Annotated in this window: 1 pseudogene; it reads right to left on the bottom strand. The window is 67.7% G+C overall.

Annotated elements, in window-relative coordinates:
• Positions 1-257, bottom strand: a pseudogene (locus QM841_RS42985) (IS1380 family transposase); the annotation flags it as partial.

Below are 257 nucleotides of genomic sequence, written 5' to 3'. Positions count from 1 at the left end.
CCTCCGCCCGCGAGATCCAGGTGTCGGTGCCCTCGTCGTAGACGGCGTCGGTGTATTCGATCGGTGTCCAGGCGTCGTCCTGGATCGATGCGATTGCACGTTTGACGGTGGAGGTCAGGCGCACGGTGACCGACACATCGGCGCCGGCGCGGATCGCGGCACCAATGGTGGGATGGCCGTAGAACGCCGAATCGCACCGAATCAGGGGTTTCGACGCGCCGTCACCGCTCGAGCAGCCAACGTGCGCCCCGCGGGCC

This window comes from Rhodococcus sp. IEGM 1307, from assembly GCF_030056915.1.
Classification (GTDB): domain Bacteria; phylum Actinomycetota; class Actinomycetes; order Mycobacteriales; family Mycobacteriaceae; genus Rhodococcus_F; species Rhodococcus_F opacus_D.
The sequence above is the reverse complement of the archived record's forward strand: the minus strand, read 5'-3'. Positions and strand labels throughout refer to the sequence as shown.